Annotated in this window: 15 protein-coding genes, 7 tRNA genes and 1 pseudogene; 15 read left to right on the top strand and 8 right to left on the bottom strand. The window is 38.6% G+C overall.

Features of this window, described 5'->3' with window-relative positions:
- Positions 1-161 precede the first annotated feature (161 nt).
- Entirely contained in the window at positions 162-965 is an 804-nt protein-coding gene (gene suhB, locus KP712_RS06815; RefSeq protein WP_140450237.1) for an inositol-1-monophosphatase, read from the top strand.
- A gap of 112 nt (positions 966-1,077) precedes the next feature.
- Here suhB and KP712_RS06820 read toward each other — a convergent pair.
- Both KP712_RS06820 and gltX read right to left on the bottom strand, forming a co-directional pair.
- Positions 1,078-1,153, bottom strand: a tRNA-Ala gene (locus KP712_RS06820).
- An 80-nt stretch (positions 1,154-1,233) separates the two neighbouring features.
- A complete protein-coding gene (gene gltX / locus KP712_RS06825; protein ID WP_048953522.1) occupies positions 1,234-2,676 on the bottom strand; it encodes a glutamate--tRNA ligase in 1,443 nt (480 codons plus the stop codon).
- A gap of 170 nt (positions 2,677-2,846) precedes the next feature.
- On the opposite strand from gltX, the gene KP712_RS06830 reads away from it, so the two are divergent.
- The 5 genes from KP712_RS06830 (at position 2,847) to lpt6 (ending at position 5,080) form a co-directional block, all read left to right on the top strand.
- Positions 2,847-2,922, top strand: a tRNA-Val gene (locus KP712_RS06830).
- 43 nt (positions 2,923-2,965) lie between these two features.
- Positions 2,966-3,041, top strand: a tRNA-Val gene (locus tag KP712_RS06835).
- Positions 3,042-3,099: 58 nt separating this feature from the next.
- Positions 3,100-3,175 (top strand) — tRNA-Val (locus KP712_RS06840).
- 52 nt (positions 3,176-3,227) lie between these two features.
- A tRNA-Val gene (locus KP712_RS06845) sits at positions 3,228-3,303 on the top strand.
- A gap of 121 nt (positions 3,304-3,424) precedes the next feature.
- A complete protein-coding gene (gene lpt6, locus KP712_RS06850) occupies positions 3,425-5,080 on the top strand; it encodes a phosphoethanolamine transferase Lpt6 (protein ID WP_111407727.1) in 1,656 nt (551 codons plus the stop codon).
- 48 nt (positions 5,081-5,128) lie between these two features.
- Here lpt6 and KP712_RS06855 read toward each other — a convergent pair whose 3' ends face one another.
- The 3 genes from KP712_RS06855 to KP712_RS06865 are packed head-to-tail and all read right to left on the bottom strand — an operon-like array spanning position 5,129 to position 7,070.
- Positions 5,129-5,926, bottom strand: a complete 798-nt coding sequence (locus tag KP712_RS06855; protein ID WP_111407726.1) for a virulence factor BrkB family protein — start codon at positions 5,924-5,926, stop codon at positions 5,129-5,131.
- Positions 5,923-6,405: a YchJ family protein gene (locus KP712_RS06860; RefSeq protein ID WP_111407725.1), complete on the bottom strand. Its 483-nt coding sequence runs from the start codon at positions 6,403-6,405 to the stop codon at positions 5,923-5,925. Before KP712_RS06860 ends, KP712_RS06855 begins: the two co-directional genes overlap by 4 nt.
- 2 nt (positions 6,406-6,407) lie before the next feature.
- Positions 6,408-7,070 carry an MOSC domain-containing protein gene (locus KP712_RS06865; protein ID WP_111407724.1) on the bottom strand — a complete coding sequence of 221 codons (663 nt, stop codon included), beginning with the start codon at positions 7,068-7,070 and terminating at the stop codon, positions 6,408-6,410.
- Between the two features lie 125 nt (positions 7,071-7,195).
- Between KP712_RS06865 and KP712_RS06870 the strand changes: the two genes are divergently transcribed.
- The 9 genes and pseudogenes from KP712_RS06870 (at position 7,196) to KP712_RS09255 (ending at position 13,544) form a co-directional block, all read left to right on the top strand.
- Positions 7,196-8,695 (top strand): helicase HerA-like C-terminal domain-containing protein, encoded by a 1,500-nt coding sequence (locus KP712_RS06870; RefSeq protein ID WP_111407723.1) that lies wholly within the window; start codon positions 7,196-7,198, stop codon positions 8,693-8,695.
- Between the two features lie 274 nt (positions 8,696-8,969).
- Positions 8,970-9,299 carry a YbaB/EbfC family nucleoid-associated protein gene (locus tag KP712_RS06875; RefSeq protein WP_005629464.1) on the top strand — a complete coding sequence of 110 codons (330 nt, stop codon included), beginning with the start codon at positions 8,970-8,972 and terminating at the stop codon, positions 9,297-9,299.
- A gap of 28 nt (positions 9,300-9,327) precedes the next feature.
- Positions 9,328-9,552 carry a hypothetical protein gene (locus KP712_RS06880; RefSeq protein WP_111407722.1) on the top strand — a complete coding sequence of 75 codons (225 nt, stop codon included), beginning with the start codon at positions 9,328-9,330 and terminating at the stop codon, positions 9,550-9,552.
- A gap of 59 nt (positions 9,553-9,611) precedes the next feature.
- Positions 9,612-10,214, top strand: a complete 603-nt coding sequence (gene recR / locus KP712_RS06885; protein WP_005626527.1) for a recombination mediator RecR — start codon at positions 9,612-9,614, stop codon at positions 10,212-10,214.
- A gap of 15 nt (positions 10,215-10,229) precedes the next feature.
- Positions 10,230-12,185: a DNA topoisomerase III gene (locus KP712_RS06890; protein ID WP_215770752.1), complete on the top strand. Its 1,956-nt coding sequence runs from the start codon at positions 10,230-10,232 to the stop codon at positions 12,183-12,185.
- Positions 12,186-12,293: 108 nt separating this feature from the next.
- Positions 12,294-12,635, top strand: coding sequence for a preprotein translocase subunit SecG (secG, locus tag KP712_RS06895; RefSeq protein WP_021034373.1), 342 nt, complete (start codon positions 12,294-12,296; stop codon positions 12,633-12,635).
- Between the two features lie 24 nt (positions 12,636-12,659).
- Positions 12,660-12,745 (top strand) — tRNA-Leu (locus KP712_RS06900).
- A 194-nt stretch (positions 12,746-12,939) separates the two neighbouring features.
- Positions 12,940-13,154: pseudogene (locus KP712_RS09250) on the top strand (integrase arm-type DNA-binding domain-containing protein); the annotation flags it as partial.
- A gap of 135 nt (positions 13,155-13,289) precedes the next feature.
- On the top strand, positions 13,290-13,544 hold the full coding sequence (locus KP712_RS09255) for a hypothetical protein (protein ID WP_374223960.1): 255 nt from the start codon (positions 13,290-13,292) through the stop codon (positions 13,542-13,544).
- Positions 13,545-13,916: 372 nt separating this feature from the next.
- Here KP712_RS09255 and KP712_RS06910 read toward each other — a convergent pair.
- From KP712_RS06910 to KP712_RS06920, 3 genes are all read right to left on the bottom strand, one after another.
- Positions 13,917-13,993: transfer RNA gene (locus KP712_RS06910), tRNA-Ile, on the bottom strand.
- A gap of 86 nt (positions 13,994-14,079) precedes the next feature.
- Positions 14,080-16,146, bottom strand: a complete 2,067-nt coding sequence (glyS, locus tag KP712_RS06915; RefSeq protein ID WP_215770753.1) for a glycine--tRNA ligase subunit beta — start codon at positions 16,144-16,146, stop codon at positions 14,080-14,082.
- A 42-nt stretch (positions 16,147-16,188) separates the two neighbouring features.
- Positions 16,189-16,755, bottom strand: coding sequence for a hypothetical protein (locus KP712_RS06920; RefSeq protein ID WP_215770754.1), 567 nt, complete (start codon positions 16,753-16,755; stop codon positions 16,189-16,191).
- Positions 16,756-16,902 lie beyond the last annotated feature (147 nt).

Below are 16,902 nucleotides of genomic sequence, written 5' to 3' on the forward strand. Positions count from 1 at the left end.
AATGAGTAGAAAAATCACTTCATGCTATTTTTGCGATCTGTATCGCAAACTTTTCTTGAAAACCTATAAAAACCATTGTTTTATAATTTTCAACTGGTTATTTTGGCAAATCTCGCTATAATGGCGCGGAATTTTTCTGTTCTTTAAAATCTGGTGGAAATATGAATCCAATGTTAAATATCGCAATTCGTGCGGCACGAAAAGCGGGCAATGTGATTGCTAAAAATTATGAACGCCGTGATGCTATCGAAAGCACGCAAAAAGGTATTAATGATTATGTGACCAATGTTGATAAAGCGGCAGAAGCAGAAATCATTGAAATTATTCGTAAATCTTATCCTGACCACACCATCATCAGCGAAGAAACGGGTGCGCTTGAAGGAAAAGATAGTGAAGTACAATGGGTGATTGATCCACTAGATGGTACCCGTAATTTTATGACGGGCCTTCCTCATTTTGCCGTGTCTATCGCAATTCGTGTAAAAAATCGCACTGAAGTCGGGGTTGTTTATGATCCAATCCGTAATGAATTATTTACCGCTGTGCGTGGTGAAGGCGCAAAATTAAACGAAGTACGTTTGCGTGTAGATAGTAAACGTGAAATTCAAGGTTCAATTTTAGCGACCGGTTTCCCATTCAAACAACCAAAATTAATGCCAACTCAATTTGCAATGATGAATGCTTTAATTGAAGATGCCGCGGATTTCCGTCGTACTGGTTCTGCAGCATTGGATTTATGCTATGTGGCGTCAAACCGTATTGATGGTTATTTTGAAATGGGCTTAAAAGCATGGGATTGTGCTGCTGGCGATTTAATCGTGCGTGAAGCGGGTGGTTTAGTCTGTGATTTTGATGCTGGTAACGGCTACTTACGTAGCGGTAATATTATTGCAGCACCAGCGAGAGTATTAAAAGAAATGTTGAATAAAATTAGACCGTGTTTAGGTGAGAGTTTTAACGGTTAATTGTTTTATAAATAGCGCCATTTAATAATGGCGCTATTTTTACCCTTTAAAGTTTGGAATGTAAAAATTCTGAGATAAAAAAAGCAAGGTGATTTACCTTGCTTTATTAATTTGGTGGAGATAATCGGGATCGAACCGACGACCTCTTGAATGCCATTCAAGCGCTCTCCCAACTGAGCTATATCCCCATAAAAGACAGCAACATGATAAAATTTGACTATGTGGCTGTCAATACGATTTTATTATGCGTTTGTTATCCGATTAAATATTAAGCGTTTTGTGCATGAATAAAATCAATAGCACGCTGAATACGCGCAAGTACGCGATCCCTACCGATACCGACTAGGGTAACATCCATTGATGGAGATTGACCAGAACCTGTCACAGCGACACGTAATGGCATGCCAACTTTACCCATGCCCACTTCTAGTTCAGCAGCCGTTTGCTCAATCGCTTCGTGAGTAGAATGTAAATCCCAGCTAGAAAGTGTGGTTAATTTTTCTTTTACTTTTGCTAGTGCTTCGGCAGCGTTGCCTTTGAAATGTTTTTTTGCTGCTGCTTCATCAAAGGTTTCAAATTCTTCAAAGAAGTAGCGACTTGAACTAGCCATTTCTTTTAAGGTTTTGCAACGTTCCGCAAGCATGGTGACTATTTCCGTTAATGCTGGACCATTGCTTGTATCAATACCTTGATCCTTGTAATGCCATTCAAGGTGTTTAGCCACGTATTCTGGCGGTAATTCACGGATATAATGTTGATTTAACCACTGTAATTTTTCAGTATTAAATGCGCTAGCTGATTTGCTGACGTGATCTAATTCGAAATAGTTGATCATTTCTTCGCGACTGAAAATTTCTTGGTCGCCATGTCCCCAACCTAAACGCACAAGATAGTTGATTAAAGCTTCTGGTAAGTAGCCATCATCACGATATTGCATTACGCTCACTGCACCATGTCGTTTAGATAATTTTTGACCATCATCTCCATTAATCATGGAAACGTGCGCATAGGTTGGAATTGGAGCACCAATCGCTTTTAAAATATTGATTTGACGTGGCGTGTTGTTGATATGATCTTCACCACGTACTACATGAGTGATACCCATGTCCCAGTCATCCACAACTACGCAGAAGTTATAAGTTGGTGAACCGTCTGTACGACGAATAATAAGATCATCAAGCTCACTGTTACTGATTTCAATACGGCCACGCACGGCATCATCAAATACGACTGAGCCTTCAGTTGGATTTTTAAAACGTACAACGTGGGGTTCATCAGGTGAATGGTTGTGATCGTGTAAGCAGTGACGGTCATAACGTGGTTTTTCTTTATTTTGTTCTTGAGTATGACGAAGTTCTTCTAAGCGATCTTTAGTACAATAACAACGATATGCTAAGCCTTGTTCAATCATTTCATCGATCACTTGGTTGTAACGATCAAAGCGTTTAGTTTGGTAATAAGGACCATGTTCCCAAGGAAGATTTAACCATTCCATTCCTTCAATAATTGCAGCAGTTGCTTCTGGTGTTGAACGCTCTAAATCCGTGTCTTCAATTCGTAATACAAATTCGCCGTTATTATGTTTTGCGTATAACCAAGAATAAAGTGCAGTACGTGCGCCACCTACATGTAAATAACCTGTAGGACTAGGAGCAAAACGTGTACGCACTTTTACATTTGGATCTAAATTAAAAGGAGCATCTAGTTTCATTTTTATAACCTATCTTCAATAAAATATTAGTCGTTATTCTACTACGACTTGTTTGACTTCTAAATAAAAAAGCGGATTTTATGCTTATTTTTACGACAATTAAACAAAATTTAGTAAAAAGGTATTGACTGAAAATGCATTCTCCCTATAATGCCAACCCACAACATTAAGGGCGATTAGCTCAGTTGGGAGAGCACCTCCCTTACAAGGAGGGGGTCACTGGTTCGAGACCGGTATCGCCCACCACTTCTCTAAAAAGTGTTCTTAATGTTACTAAGTTTGACCTAGCGGGCGATTAGCTCAGTTGGGAGAGCACCTCCCTTACAAGGAGGGGGTCACTGGTTCGAGACCGGTATCGCCCACCACTTTTCTAAAGTGTCCTTTCCGCTCAAACTTTCCCGTTGTATTTAAACGCTTTCTAGTGGGCGATTAGCTCAGTTGGGAGAGCACCTCCCTTACAAGGAGGGGGTCACTGGTTCGAGACCGGTATCGCCCACCACTTAAAAGTGTTTAAATAAACCGAAAATTTAGGGTTTTACCTTAATATTATCGGGCGATTAGCTCAGTTGGGAGAGCACCTCCCTTACAAGGAGGGGGTCACTGGTTCGAGACCGGTATCGCCCACCACTTTATTTTTAAATTATCCAAATAATTTTCTTTTCCCGTTCAATCTATTACGTTTACGTGATAAAGTGCGCAGACATTGTCATGTCTCATTTTAGTCTGTTATGCATCATAGGGAAAATTCATGATCGCTTATATTTTCTTAGCTTTATTCACGATTGCGGCAGTGATTTTTATCATAAACTCCCATTATCGTTGGACTTATTTCTTTGCTATTACGCTTTTTACTTTTTTATTTGGTGGCATGCTTATGGTTTCCGGCCAATGGCAACGTGCTTTAAATTTTTCATCTGTGCTTTTTGTGGTACTGATGTTATTTCACCGTTTAAAAATTCATTATTACAAACAGCCTTTGTTAATTTCAGATTTCTTTCTTGTGGTGGATTGGCGAAATTGGGAAACCTTAATTCATTATAAAGGTGCGTTGTTTGGCGTTATTGGGTTACTTGCGTTATTAGGTTATGCGATTTTGGGTTTTAATGATGTCGAGTCTTTAGGGCTATTAGGTAACAGCATTGGGGCGTTATTGTTTATCGTTAGTTTTAGCTTGATGTGGCATTATTCTAAAAAGCCAAGTGCGGTGCAAGTTTGGTTAGATTCTTTGCCCGATGATGGTCGTGATGTGTTTTTAAATTTACCAATGTCTTGCCGCGGTATTTTTTTTAAAGTGCCAAATTTTGATGGCAATAGCCAAAATTTTATTGAAAAAATGACCGCACTTTCATTTGATACAAACAAGGTATCTGAAACAAAACCCGATATTGTTGTAACATTAATGGAATCCACGCTGAACCCTCATCAATTTGCTTTTAGTCAGCAATCTATTCCACCACTTTCCATGTTTGAACTTCAAAATAATACGGTATTTGCTTCGCCGTTGCGTGTACATACTTTTGCTGGCGCAACTTGGAAATCAGAATTTGCTTTTTTAGCAGGCGTGCCTTCGACCGATTTTGGCGCGTTAGCAAGTGGCGTTTTTTATTCTGTTGTACCGCACTTGCAATCAGGTTTAGTGAAAAATCTAAAAGCACAAGGATATTTTTGTGTTGCCTTATCGCCTTTTACAAAAGGTAACTACAATGCGAAATCCGCTTATGATCATTTCGGTTTTGATTTGATGTTACAGCCGCAAGACCTTGGCTATCCAGCGCCTATTAGTAAAAATCTTTGGGATATTAGTAGTGAAGAAATGATGAAGTACACCCGAATGATTTTGGAAAAACAGCATCCTGCATTAGAAAATGTGGATCAGCCGATGTTTGTTTATGTGTTGACTATGCGAGAACATGGCCCATATGAATTGGGCATGGAAAATACATTTAATCTTCAAATGCCTAATTTAGGGGCTAAAAGTATTTCTGCATTGAATGACTATACTCAACGTATTGTCGCTTTGAATGATGCGATTGAAGGAATGAATAACTATTTACATGAACGTAAAAAGCCTTTTGTTCTAGGGTATTTCGGTGATCACCAAGTAGCATTTGATAATGTTACCCCTCTGAAGAAAGGGGATTATGCACAGCCTGATTATGTAACACAATTTGTTGTAAGAAGTAATTGTGCGAGCCAATTTAAGCAAGAGCAACATTTTTTAGATCTCGCTTTTGCCGGAGGCGTCTTGATGAATGTAGCTGGATTATCAGCAGAAGATGAATTTATGAAAGCGAATATGGCAATGTGTAAACTAAGTCACGGAAAATTGGAGGATTCTTCTAATCCTGCATTCGTGAACGACTATCGTCATTATCTCTATCAAACCTTAAAGATTGCAAAATAGCTAAATAAAAAAGACCGATATTGATAATCGGTCTTTCTATTTTTATTTTTATTCTTTTAACTCTCCTAATACTTCAGATAATTGCGCCCCGACTAACACAACTAACCAGCTAATCTGAATCCACAACAGCATAATTGGCAATGTTGCCATTGCGCCATAGATTAGTTGATAAGAAGGGAATGTAGTGATATACCAAGTAAAGGCTTGTTTACCGAGTGTAAAGAAAATCGCGGCAATAAGCGCACCACAAGCAGAATATCTTGTATCCACTTTCTTATTTGGCACGATGGTATAAATCAATGTGAAAATAAACCATGTGAAAAAGAAAGGGAGTAAACTGAGCAATTTCACACCGAGCGAAAGTGTTTCTGATTGTTCAAACATCACTTTTATATAAGAGCTAATCCCTATACTTGTACCTATAAGGAGAGGTCCAAAAGTCAGAATCATCCAGTAAATCGCGAAAGAGGTAAAAATAGGGCGAATACTGGTATCATGCCAAATGCTGTTAAGGGTTCGGTCGATGTTATTAATTAGCATCAATGCAACGGCAATTAAACTTACAATTCCCACCGCACTCATTTTCTTTGAGTTTGAGACGAATTGATCGATATATTCGCCTACCATATCACTCGCTGATGGCGCAAAATTGGTGAAAATCATTTCTTTCAATTCTCCTGTTACTTCATTGAATACAGGAAAGGCAGAGAATATAGAAAAAATCACCATCACCATTGGCACGATAGCAAGCATCGTGCTGTAAGTTAGTGCGCCAGCAGCTTGGTTGAGTTTATTTTCTGAAAAACGTTTCCAAAAGATCTGGCTAAATTGTTTCAATGAAATCATAAAAATCCCCCACAGCAATGTTTAAATTTTTTACCAGAACCACATACACAAGGTTGTTTCATTGTAGGCAAGGATACGGTCGGATCAATAAAATACCAACGGTTTTCAATTTTCACAAAAATTGACCGCTCTTGATGGGTTAGTTCTTCCTCTTCGCCTTGAAAAATAGCTTTAAATTCCACCGCACTTTGAGTTTTTGTGAGGTTTTCTGTTTTTAAGATTTCTAATCCCAGCCATGTAGTATTGTCAGCCCATTCTTGCAATAGATGAGTTTCTAATAAAGTTTGTTGGCTTGGCACAGTTGTTGCAACAATATAAGGTATATTTTTTAAAACATAAGCCGTATAACGTGAACGCATGAGTTGTTCTGCCGTTTCGGGGAATGCTTGTCTCAAATGAAATTTGCCACAACAATCTGCGTAATGATGACCAGATTGACATGGGCAGCCTTCTGAAAGTGCGGTTGAAATTTCTGACATATTTATCCCTGTTGTTTGAATTTCGATACTTGTGATCGAATTGATCGTTTAAAGGCTTCAGCTAATACTTCAATATCTAATGCTGCTTCCAGCTCAACTTCATTTTCGGGTGCAGATAACAAGCGATTTAAATGACGAATTGTTACTTGCGGATAAGGGCGCGCGAGCAATTTCAATTCATCACCTTGTCTAATTTCTCCCGTTTCAATGACGCGAACATACCATCCACTGAGCCCAGTTTGATAAACAATATCGCGAGTTTCTTCGTTTTCCGTATTTTTTGATAAACGCTCACAAGGTTTACGTGGCTGAGACACTTCTAAAATGGTTGAGCCGATTTGATAACGATCACCAATGCAAACATTGTCTTCATTCAAGCCTGAAACGACAAAATTTTCTCCGTATGTAGCAGTTTCCATATAAGAAAAATCTTTATTTAATAAAGCATTTAATTCATTAAAAGAATCTGCCGACATAAAAAATAGCGCCTTATCCACACCACCATGATGTTTTTTCAAACCCACGTCGTTTCCTTCTGCACCAAGAGAATGAATTTTTACCGATGGTACGGTTTTCTTACGAATTGCGCTTTCGTATACGCTTCCATCTGAAAAGGTTAGGGTTTCAACTTGTCCCACTTTTATAACTAAAATTTTTGCATCCATTTTGATTTTTTATTGTTCTAGAAAAAATTTTCGTGGAATTATAACCGAAAACGTTTAACTTTTTGACCGCACTTCTTTTTTTACTTATTATTCGTTACAACAAAAAAACAAAAGGATATTCATTTATGCAATACGATCTCTCTCGCACAGAACAAGGTAAAATCCTAGGCATCACGGCCAAAATGGCTAACCGCCATGGCCTTATTGCTGGCGCAACAGGTACGGGTAAAACTGTCACATTACGTAAAATGGCAGAGGCCTTCAGTGATGATGGGGTACCGGTATTTTTAGTAGACGTAAAGGGCGATCTTTCTGGCTTAGTAAAGAGCGGTCAATTTCAGGGCAAAATTGCTGAACGAATTGAGCAGTTCGGGTTAGGCAATGAAAGTTATCTCAATGGCTATCCTGTTTCTTTTTGGGATGTTTTTGGCCAAACTGGCATTCCTCTCAGAACAACTATTTCTGAAATGGGCCCGTTGTTGCTTTCTCGTTTATTGAATTTAAATGCTACGCAAGAAGGATTATTAAACCTGGTATTTCGTGTGGCAGATGATAAAGGTTTATTGCTCATTGATTTAAAAGATCTTCGTGCAATGCTGAAATATGTTGCAGAGAATGCGAAAACCTTCCAAGTTGAGTATGGCAATGTTTCGACTGCAAGTGTTGGTGCAATCCAACGAGCATTACTGACACTTGAAAATGAAGGCGCAACGAATTTATTTGGTGAGCCAGCATTGAATCTAGATGATTGGATGCAAACTCGCGATGGGCGAGGGGTGATTAATGTACTCAATTCTGAAAAATTGATTAATTCCCCAAGAATGTATAGCGCATTTCTATTATGGTTGATGGCAGAACTCTTTGAACAACTGCCAGAAGTGGGAGATCCTGAGAAACCTAAATTTGTCATGTTTTTTGATGAAGCACACTTATTGTTTGATGGTGCGCCGAGCGTACTAGTGGAAAAAGTAGAACAGGTTGTGCGTTTGATTCGTTCTAAAGGTGTGGGAATCTATTTTGTCACGCAGAATCCACTTGATTTGCCAGATACCGTATTAGGGCAGTTAGGTAACCGTGTTCAACACGCTCTTCGTGCATTTACTCCTCGCGATCAAAAAGCTGTAAAATCAGCTGCAGAAACTTTCCGAGCAAACCCTTCTGTGAATGTCGTCGAGACCATTTCAACCCTTGGAGTGGGACAAGCATTGGTATCATTTTTAGATGAAAAAGGCATGCCAACGCCAGTTGAAATTGCCTATATCTATCCGCCAAAAAGTCAGCTTTCACCATTAACGACAGACGAACGTAATGCTTGGGTGAAAGATGATGATCTTTATGCGTATTATAAAGAATATGTAGATAATGAATCTGCCTTTGAAGTATTAACTGCTCAAGCGGATTTATCTGCGGTACAACAAAAACAAGCAGAGCAAGCCCAAGCGGAAGAAGAAAACGGCTTCTTAGGTAGTTTGAGCCGAATGATTTTTGGTACGCAAAAGCGCGGTGAAAAATTATCGCCAACTGAACAAATTGTAAATAGTGTTGCGCAGTCTGTAGGGCGAAATATTCGAAATCAAATTACCAAGCAAATTATGAGAGGAATAATGGGGGCATTGAAAAAATAGGTTGATGATGAATGAAATGTGAGGGTTTCCGTTTAGAAGATACGTATCTAAATTACTTTAAATAAAAGATAATTGATTAAGTTTTTGAAATCCTCGCTTTTTCTTGGTTCTATATTTTATTAGATTTTTTATTACCATCATCTTTATGATTCAATGCGATAAATATTAAATTTTTCACTGATTTTACAAGCGTCATGTATTAATTTCTTTGTTCCCAAGAATTAATTTTTTCGCTAGAATGCAGTCAATTTTTGACTTAATAAAGGATAACATTATGTTTGGAAAAGGCGGTTTAGGCGGCTTAATGAAACAAGCCCAACAAATGCAAGAAAAAATGCAAAAAATGCAGGAAGAAATCGCGCAACTAGAAGTAACGGGTGAATCTGGTGCAGGTTTAGTGAAAATCACAATTAATGGTGCACATAACTGCCGTCGCATTGACATTGATCCGTCTTTAATGGAAGACGATAAAGAAATGTTAGAAGATTTAATCGCGGCCGCTTTTAACGATGCGGTACGTCGTGCAGAAGAATTACAAAAAGAAAAAATGGCATCGGTTACTGCTGGAATGCCATTACCTCCAGGAATGAAGTTTCCATTTTAATTTGTTGGATAAAAGACAGAGGTGCTAAATGAAAAAACTATTTATTGCAATTGTCTCATTTTTCTTTTTTACTTTTAGTAAAGATGTGATCACTGTGGAACAGTTTAAGGCAGATCAAACACTATTAGAAAAATATCTCTATCAATGTAAGAATGGTGAAATTCATCCAAATGATCTCATTTGTTTAAATGCTAAAAAAGCAAAGCGTCATCTATTATTAGATGCCGAAAGAGCTCGTCTTTCAGCAAAATAATTTAAATTATGGTATATGATACCTCATATACCATTTTATATTTTCCCATCATAAACACTATGCAAAGCAGCCCACTTTTAGAACACCTTATTGAAAACTTACGTTGTCTTCCAGGCGTAGGACCTAAATCTGCGCAACGTATGGCTTATCATCTTTTACAACGTAATCGTAGCGGTGGAATGAATTTAGCTCGAGCACTCACAGAAGCTATGTCTAAAATTGGCCATTGTTCACAATGTCGAGACTTCACGGAAGAAGACACTTGTAACATTTGCAATAATCCACGCCGTCAAAATTCAGGTTTGCTTTGTGTCGTTGAAATGCCCGCAGATATTCAAGCCATTGAGCAAACAGGGCAATTTTCAGGACGTTATTTTGTCTTAATGGGGCACTTATCACCACTTGATGGTATTGGTCCTCGTGAAATTGGCTTAGATTTACTGCAAAAACGTTTAGTAGAAGAATCTTTCCACGAGGTGATTCTTGCAACAAACCCAACAGTGGAAGGCGATGCAACAGCAAACTACATCGCCGAAATGTGCCGCCAGCACAATATCAAAGTGAGTCGTATCGCTCATGGCATTCCAGTCGGAGGCGAACTGGAAACTGTGGACGGCACAACGCTTACTCACTCTTTTCTTGGTCGCCGCCAAATCGACTAATCTTCTCATACCATTATGCGTTTATTTATCGCCGAAAAACCAAGCTTAGCTCGAGCTATTGCTGATGTGCTCCCCAAACCCCATCAACGTGGGGATGGTTTTATAAAGTGTGGCGATAATGATGTGGTAACTTGGTGTGTAGGGCATCTACTCGAGCAAGCAGAACCCGATGCCTATGATCCTAAATTCAAACAATGGCGTTTAGAACATCTCCCTATCATTCCTGAAAAATGGCAACTTTTACCGCGAAAAGAAGTAAAAAAACAACTTTCTGTGGTGGAAAAACTAATCCATCAAGCCGATACACTTGTTAATGCGGGAGACCCTGATAGAGAAGGACAATTACTTGTCGATGAAGTGTTCAGTTATGCTAATTTATCTGCCGAAAAACGCGATAAAATTTTACGCTGCTTGATAAGCGACCTAAATCCAAGTGCGGTAGAAAAAGCGGTTAAAAAATTACAACCCAACCGTAATTTTATTCCTCTTGCCACATCCGCACTCGCACGAGCCCGCGCCGATTGGCTTTATGGCATCAATATGACCAGAGCCTATACCATTCGTGGCAGACAAACTGGCTATGATGGTGTGCTTTCGGTTGGTCGAGTACAAACCCCAGTGCTAGGTTTAATTGTACGTCGAGATTTGGAAATTGAACATTTCCAACCGAAAGATTTCTTTGAAGTACTAGCCTGGATTAATCCAGAGAATAAAGAACAAAAAACTCAGGGGAAATCAACCGCACTTTTTAGTGCCTTATGGCAACCTAGCAAAGCTTGTGAAGATTACCAAGATGATGACGGCAGGGTGCTCTCTAAAGGATTAGCAGAAAACGTTGTAAAACGTATTACAAATCAACCAGCAGAAGTAACCGAATACAAAGACATTCGTGAAAAAGAAACGGCGCCCTTGCCTTATTCACTTTCTGCGCTACAAATTGATGCAGCAAAGCGATTCGGTATGTCCGCTCAAGCCGTATTAGATACGTGCCAACGCCTATATGAAACTCATCGTTTAATTACTTATCCTCGTTCTGATTGTCGATATTTGCCCGAAGAACATTTTACAGAACGCCATAACGTATTAAATGCAATTTCAACCCATTGTGAAGCTTATCAAGTCTTACCAAATGTCATTTCAATTGAACAAAGAAATCGCTGTTGGAATGATAAAAAAGTAGAAGCTCACCATGCAATCATTCCAACCGCCAAAAATCGTCCAGTCAATCTAACACAAGAAGAACGTAATATTTACAGCCTTATCGCTCGCCAATATTTAATGCAATTTTGTCCTGACGCAGAATATCGTAAAAGTAAAATCACATTAAATATTGCCGGAGGTACTTTTATAGCCCAAGCGCGAAATTTACAAACGGCTGGGTGGAAAGAATTGTTAGGCAAAGAAGACGACACTGAAAATCAAGAACCCTTATTACCGATAGTAAAGAAAGGACAAATTTTGCATTGTGAACGCGGAGAGGTGATGAGTAAAAAAACTCAGCCGCCAAAGCCTTTCACAGATGCAACCTTGCTTTCAGCAATGACGGGCATTGCGCGATTTGTACAGGATAAAGAACTCAAAAAAATCCTACGAGAAACAGATGGGTTAGGTACAGAGGCTACTCGCGCTGGCATCATTGAGTTACTTTTTAAACGCGGTTTTTTAACGAAAAAAGGGCGAAATATTCATAGTACAGAAACTGGAAGAATTTTAATTCAGGCATTACCAGATATTGCCACCCAACCAGATATGACCGCTCATTGGGAATCACAACTCACAGACATTAGTCAAAAACAAGCAACTTATCAGCAATTTATGCATAACTTGAATCAAATGTTGCCTGACTTAGTCCGTTTTGTAGATCTTAATGCATTAAGACAATTAAGCCGTATTAAAATGATCAAATCCAATAGAACAAAACCTAAAAGTGCGGTAAAAAAATTGAGTAAATCAAACGGCCAAACTGATTAAAGTTAAACCAATTAATATTTTTTTTATGCAAAGCACTTGCGAGAAAATTGAATTTTCTATAACATTCACGACTGGTCTTCTTGCAAAATTGCAAATTAGAGAGAAAAAATGTATCAAGTTCTTTTATTTATTTATGTTGTTGTCGCGATTGCCTTGATCGGGTTTATTCTCGTTCAACAAGGTAAAGGAGCGAACGCTGGCGCATCTTTTGGTGGTGGCGCATCAGGTACAATGTTTGGCTCTGCTGGTGCAGGTAACTTTTTAACACGTACTAGCGCGATTTTAGCAACCGCATTTTTTGTTATTGCTCTTGTTTTAGGTAACATGAATTCACATAAAGGCAATATTCAAAAAGGTGCTTTTGACGATTTATCACAAGCTGCAGAGCAAGTTCAGCAACAACAAACAGCTCCAGCGAAAGAAAATAAAAATAGCGACATCCCACAATAAAATAGGATTAGCATAAAAATTAGCGCTCTGGTGGTGGAATTGGTAGACACGCTATCTTGAGGGGGTAGTGACCACAGGTCGTGCGAGTTCAAGTCTCGCCCAGAGCACCATTTGACTAAACAAAGCCCCGCGAAACTAATCGCGGGGTTTTGTTTTATCCAGGTTTCACAAGGGTTTACAGCACTTTCCCTCATCATATCTAATCGTCTTTAATCGCTGTTTTTAGTAACACTATTAGTAACACTATTAGTAACACTGACTTAGTATCTATTATCTTGTATTACTGCGTTAGGGAAGAAATCTTATGTCTAGAACCAAAAAACCTTTAACAGATACAGAAATCAGAAAAGCAAAGCCAAAAGAAAAAGAATATCCATTATCTGATGGTAACGGTCTTATTCTAGGAGTTAAGCCAAACGGATCTAAAATTTGGCTATTTAACTACTATCATCCAGTCACAAAAAAAGAACAAATGGTGGCCTTGGAATGTATCCCCAAATCCAATTATCAGATGCTCGTGCTAAACGTGAAGAATATCGTGCGTTACTTGCTAAAGGTATCGATCCACAAGAAGAAAAAATCCGCATCCAGCAAGAATATGAAAACCGCTTAAAAGATACTTTCCGTTCTGTTGCAGAAAGTTACTTTAATGGTATTTACAAAGAAAAAGCTAAAAATCCAGAAACACGAGAAAAGAATTGGGAACGATTGAAAAATCATATCTTCCCTTATATTGGTGATAAGCATGTATCAGAAATAAAAGTAAAAGAGTTAGTTAGCATTTATGAAAAAATAGCAGATAGAAGTAACACGCTCAAAAAAATCCACCAGCTTGTCGGTGCAATTATGGATCATGCACTAAAAAGAAATTATATAGGGCATAATTTGACTAAACAAAACCAGCGATAACTAATCGTGTTTTTTCCGTTTTTTACAAAGCTTTATCACAGTTTTTACAAGTGTAATTCAATTGCTTCAAGTATTTATAACCATATATTTTATAACTATTTTTTAACCAAGCCTTATAATCTCATCATTGTTTAAATTTCGTGGTTACAAAAAACGCCTAAAATTCCTAAATCTATAAGTCTCACGGTGAGCAAAAATATTGAGTTAAAAGTATAAGAATAACTAAGCATATAACTAAAAAATATGGTTGTAAACGTAGAAGTTAATAGGAGAACGCCAGAGTAGAAAAAATAAAACTTGGTAAGGGTCAGTATTTATAAGGTCATTATCGGATGAAGATGAAAAGAATAAATAAGACGAGAAAATTTGAGTTGGTCCCCCCTGCCGGACTTGAACCAGCGACCAAGCGATTATGAGTCGCCTGCTCTAACCGACTGAGCTAAGGGGGGAAAGTGCGGTGATTATAGAGAAATAATCACTTGAAGTCTATAAAAGAACGGATGATTGATGAAAAATCAATCATCCCTTTTTAGCATTATTGAAGCACTGAAATATCAGCTACTTGTAAGAATAACCCTTGTAACGTATTTAAAATCGCTAAGCGATTTTGGCGTAATGCTGGATCTTCAGCATTTACCATCACGTTATCAAAGAAGCTATCTACTGGTGCACGTAAGTTCGCTAATTTATCTAATACCGCCGTATAATCACCTTGAGCGATAAGCGGTTGAACTTCAGTGCGTAATGCAAGTACCGCTTCTGCAAGGGCTTTTTCTGCTGGCTCTACGCAAGCGGTCAAATTGATCTCGCCAATTGCAGCATCCGCTTTGGCTAAGATGTTGCTTACACGTTTGTTTGCTGCTGCTAACGCTTCTGCTGAGTCTAAAGTACGGAAGTGTGAAACCGCACGCACGCGCGCATCAAAATCAGCAGGACGAGTTGGACGACGCGCCAATACCGCTTGAATCACATCCACCGCAATGCCTTCATCTTGATACCACGCACGGAAACGACCAAGCATGAAGTCCACCACATCAGCAACCACGTTTTTATTCGTGAGTTTATCACCGAAAAGTGCGGCTGATTTTTTCACTAAATCTTCTAAATCTAGTGGTAAGTTTTTCTCTACGATAATTCGTAACGCACCTAATGCCGCACGACGTAATGCAAATGGGTCTGCGCTACCTTTTGGTGCTTGACCGATACCGAAGATACCCGTTAGGGTGTCAAATTTATCTGCTAAAGCAACCGCACTTGCAACGAGTGATTTTGGTAACTCATCACCGGCAAAGCGTGGCATATACTGTTCGTTTAACGCCACCGCCACTTCTTCATCTTCACCGTCATGACGGGCATAGTGCATCCCCATTACGCCTTGGGTGTCAGTGAATTCAAACACCATGTTAGTCATTAAGTCACATTTTGACAGCAAGCCTGCACGTTTTGCTTTTGCTTCGTCTGCACCGATTTGTTTTGCAATTTCGCCTGCAAGTTGTTCAATGCGGTCTGTTTTGTCTTTTAATGTACCCAGTTGTTGTTGGAACAATACAGTTTCTAAACGTGGTAAACGATCAACCAGTTTTTGTTTTAAGTCGGTTTTGAAGAAGAATTCCGCATCGGTTAAACGTGGGCGAACTACTTTTTCGTTTCCTTCAATAATTGCTGTTGGATCTTCAGGATTGATGTTTGAGACAAAAATAAAGTGCGGTAATAATTTGCCGTCTTTGTCATAAATCGGGAAATATTTTTGGTCGCCTTTCATGGTGTAAACCAAGGCTTCCGCAGGCACGGCTAAGAAACGTTCTTCGAATTTTGCAGCTAATACGTTTGGATATTCCACCAATGAGGTTACTTCTTCAAGCAAGCTTTCTTCAATATCAGCCACGCCGCCAAGTGCGGTCGCTTTTGCTTGAGATTTTGCAAGAATTTCTGCTTTACGCTCATTGAAATCAGCCACCACAGAACCTTTTTCACGTAATAATTGCGGATATTGGTCTGCATGTTGAATTTCAAATTCTTTCTCGCCTAAGAAACGGTGACCGCGAATAGTACGCGCGCTTGCCACACCTAAAATTTCGCCTTCGATTAACTCATCACCTAACAGCATGGTCACAGTATGAACCGGACGGATAAATTGCACGGTTTTATCTGCCCAACGCATTGGCTTTGGAATTGGCAATTTCGCCAATGCATTTGCAACGATGCCGTTAAGCAAGTTTTTGGTCGGTTGACCTTCAATTTTTGCACGGTGAACTAACCATTCGCCTTTATCAGTCGCAATGCGCTCTGCTTGTTCAACAGTAATACCACAACCACGCGCCCAGCCTTCAGCCGCTTTGGTTGGTTTGCCTTCTGCATCAAAAGCTGCAGATACTGCCGGTCCACGTTTTTCGATTTCTTTGCTTGGTTGTTGTGTGGCTAAGTTCAACACTTTCACCGCCAAACGACGTGGTGCCGCAAACCATTCGATTTTGTCGAAGGTTAAGCCCGCTTGGTTTAATTCTGCTTCAACGTTATCCGCAAAAGAGGTCGCTAATGTTTTGAGAGCTTTTGGCGGCAGCTCTTCCGTGCCGATTTCTACTAGGAAGTTTTGGGTTGTCATTTTAGAGTCTCTATGTAAACGTAATTTATATCATTATAAATATCAAGGCTTTAAACCAAATACTAATGCAAATGGTACCCAAACTGGCATTGTTAAAATAAATAACAATTGACCGTTACCAGTTTCAAAAAAAGGTCTTTTGTCAGTCACAACTATTGGTAGTGGGGTATCTAATTTATATTCATCAGTTAAATTATTTAAACCATAAAAAGTCTTAGCATCAGCCAAGAATGTTACTTTTATATATTGTTTTTCATAAGCTTCAGCTTGATATACTTTTTTTAATTTGATTAAGTCATCATCACTTAATAGGTTTTTATCAATAAAAAGTGAGTATATAAGCTCATTAGAACTTTGCGTTAGTATTTGCAGGTTTAAAGCTTGTTTGGATACTTTATAATGGTAACTATCATAAAATTCTTTAAATTGTTGTATTGTTTTCTTATCTTTGCTCTTTAAATGATACAGTTTTTCATTTATCTGAACATTAATAGAATTATCAAAAAAACGTATATGTGTTATTTGTTTTTGAACAACGGAATTGCTATTCGTACAACCTATTATTAACAATACGCAAATAAAAATTATTGAATATGATTTCTTAATCATCTTTTATATTTCTCTGTTTTCACTTCTGCCAAATCTCCCCTACCCCCTCTTTGCTAAAGAGGGGGTTGGATCTTTGCAGAGTTAAATATCTGTTTTCTACTTCCCTCTTTTTAAAAGAGGTTAATTTAACTGCGATTGAAATCAAAA

The sequence above is a fragment of the Haemophilus sp. SZY H68 genome, assembly GCF_018829685.1.
GTDB classification, from domain to species: domain Bacteria; phylum Pseudomonadota; class Gammaproteobacteria; order Enterobacterales; family Pasteurellaceae; genus Haemophilus; species Haemophilus haemolyticus_K.